This window comes from Neobacillus sedimentimangrovi, from assembly GCF_010614825.1.
GTDB classification, from domain to species: Bacteria; Bacillota; Bacilli; order Bacillales; family Cytobacillaceae; genus Neobacillus; species Neobacillus thermocopriae.
The window spans coordinates 1-1970 of the sequence record NZ_JAAFZF010000095.1 but is presented as its reverse complement, the minus strand read 5'-3'; the positions used below and the strand labels follow the sequence as shown (position 1 = coordinate 1970).

Here is a 1970-nt window from a genome sequence, read left to right as displayed (position 1 = left end):
TAATAGACCTTTCGCTGACACGCTGTACATTTGGATTTTTTTGAAGCATGTTTATCTCTTTAGATGAAAATGTTATTTTACTCATGTTGTCCCCTAATCTCCATATTCTGAAATTCAAGTATATAAAAATACCTGTAGGTTGAACACTCTTTTTTTCAAGTGTCCTACCTACAGGTACCATTTTATAGAGATTCGCTCTTTTTTTAATGGGTAAAGAATATTCGAATAGACGACAAAATTTAATTTTAACCTCCCTTTGATGTAAAATTCTTCTTCCTTTCATATGTATGGAATGAAGGGAGTGAAACAAATGTATAAATCACTTCAAGAGTTGTTTGAAAATAGAGTTCAGCAGTTTGTTCTTTTGGATAGAGGATACAAGGATTTTTTTCCCAAGGCGGAACGTAAGTTGGATTCCTGTTCAAAAAGATCGGCGGAAATTGTTAAGGTAAAAGCAACAGGAAAAATTATCGACAAAGCTGATCAAGATGGTATTCAAAAAGTAAAATATCTCGCCCATTATCGTTATTTGATCAAACAAAAAGGAAATTTCTATATCGAGGAAGAGGTGGAAGAAAGACTAGCTAAACTATATAAAAATTCTATTATCTCAGATGAAGAGATTCCTGCACTAGATTTTCAGGAAGATTCCTTTAGGGATTCCATAGAACGCGTCACAAAAGGCGACCATATAGTCTTTAAATATGATCGTCTTAAAGCCGTACAATATGCTGAGCGTTGGTGGAATAGCTATAATCCAGCATATATAAAATTTGAAAATGATTGTACCAATTTTATCTCTCAATGTTTACGTGCAGGCGGGGCTCCTATGAGAGGCTATCCAAACCGAGGGAATGGTTGGTGGATGCAAAATAACAATTGGAGCTATAGTTGGGCTGTAGCACATTCGCTAAAAAATTATTTGGCAAATTCCAAAATCGGTTTAAGAGCGAAAGAAGTTAGCAGTCCTGACCAATTAACGTATGGGGATGTTATTTGCTATGATTTTGAAGGAGACGGCAGATTTAATCATAATACGATCGTCGTTGCCAAAGATGCTTACAATATGCCTTTAGTAAATGCACATACTTATAATAGCCGAATGAGGTACTGGGCTTATGAAGATTCATCTGCCTACACGCCAAATATAAAATATAAATTTTATACGATTGTTGATGGATGAGCCTGCTTGATGAGGGGAGTGAGAGTGGTATAATAACTGATAGAGCTTTTAATGAGGTGAAATTCATGTCAGTGCACGTTGTTTTATATCAGCCAGAAATCCCTTCAAATACAGGTAATATCGCCCGCACTTGCGCGGCTACAGATACTACGCTTCATTTGATCCGTCCATTGGGCTTTTCAATGGATGACAAAACACTGAAGAGAGCCGGTCTAGATTATTGGGAATTTGTTCGTATTTTTTATTATGATTCCTTAGATGAATTTTATGAAAAAAATGCCGGCGGAGAATTTTATTACTTAACGAAATTCGGACAAAAACCGCATTCTTCCTTTAATTATAGTGACTTAGACAAGGACTATTATTTTATTTTTGGCAGGGAAACGAATGGTCTCCCTAAAGATTTAATTGAAAAAAATAAAGATGTCTGTCTGAGAATCCCAATGACCGATAAAGTACGTTCCTTAAACTTATCCAATGCAGCTGCCATTCTTATATATGAGGCATTACGTCAGCAAAATTATCCAAATTTAAAATAAATGCAAAGAGGCCTAAAAGTATAGGGCCTCTTTATTTGTAATAGGAAAGACATGAATAAATGAGGCTCTATAATAAATGTTGGGGTTTTCATACAATTTTGGTCAAAAAAAAGACACGCAACCCCGTCATTCTTTTATACTTGAATTGTCCAGAAACAAGCAAAAAGAATGGAGTTGCGTGTACTATGAATTCTATCATGAATATCCCAGGATTAAAAGGCTGTCAGGTGATAAAAATGGAGGAGCGT

At 35.5% G+C, this 1970-nt stretch carries 2 protein-coding genes; both read left to right on the top strand.

Going from position 1 to position 1970, the window contains the following annotated elements; translation table 11 throughout:
- Positions 1 to 310: 310 nt before the first annotated feature.
- Entirely contained in the window at positions 311 to 1183 is an 873-nt protein-coding gene (locus GZA11_RS16280) for an amidase domain-containing protein (RefSeq protein WP_163184398.1), read from the top strand.
- A gap of 65 nt (positions 1184 to 1248) precedes the next feature.
- Positions 1249 to 1722, top strand: coding sequence for a tRNA (uridine(34)/cytosine(34)/5-carboxymethylaminomethyluridine(34)-2'-O)-methyltransferase TrmL (gene trmL, locus GZA11_RS16275; RefSeq protein WP_163184397.1), 474 nt, complete (start codon positions 1249 to 1251; stop codon positions 1720 to 1722).
- The last annotated feature ends 248 nt before the right edge of the window (positions 1723 to 1970 follow it).

Coding starts and splice junctions, on each gene's coding strand:
- GZA11_RS16280 (WP_163184398.1), top strand. CDS start 311: ATGTATAAATCACTTCAAGAGTTGTTTGAAAATAGAGTTCAGCAGTTT.
- trmL (WP_163184397.1), top strand. CDS start 1,249: ATGTCAGTGCACGTTGTTTTATATCAGCCAGAAATCCCTTCAAATACA.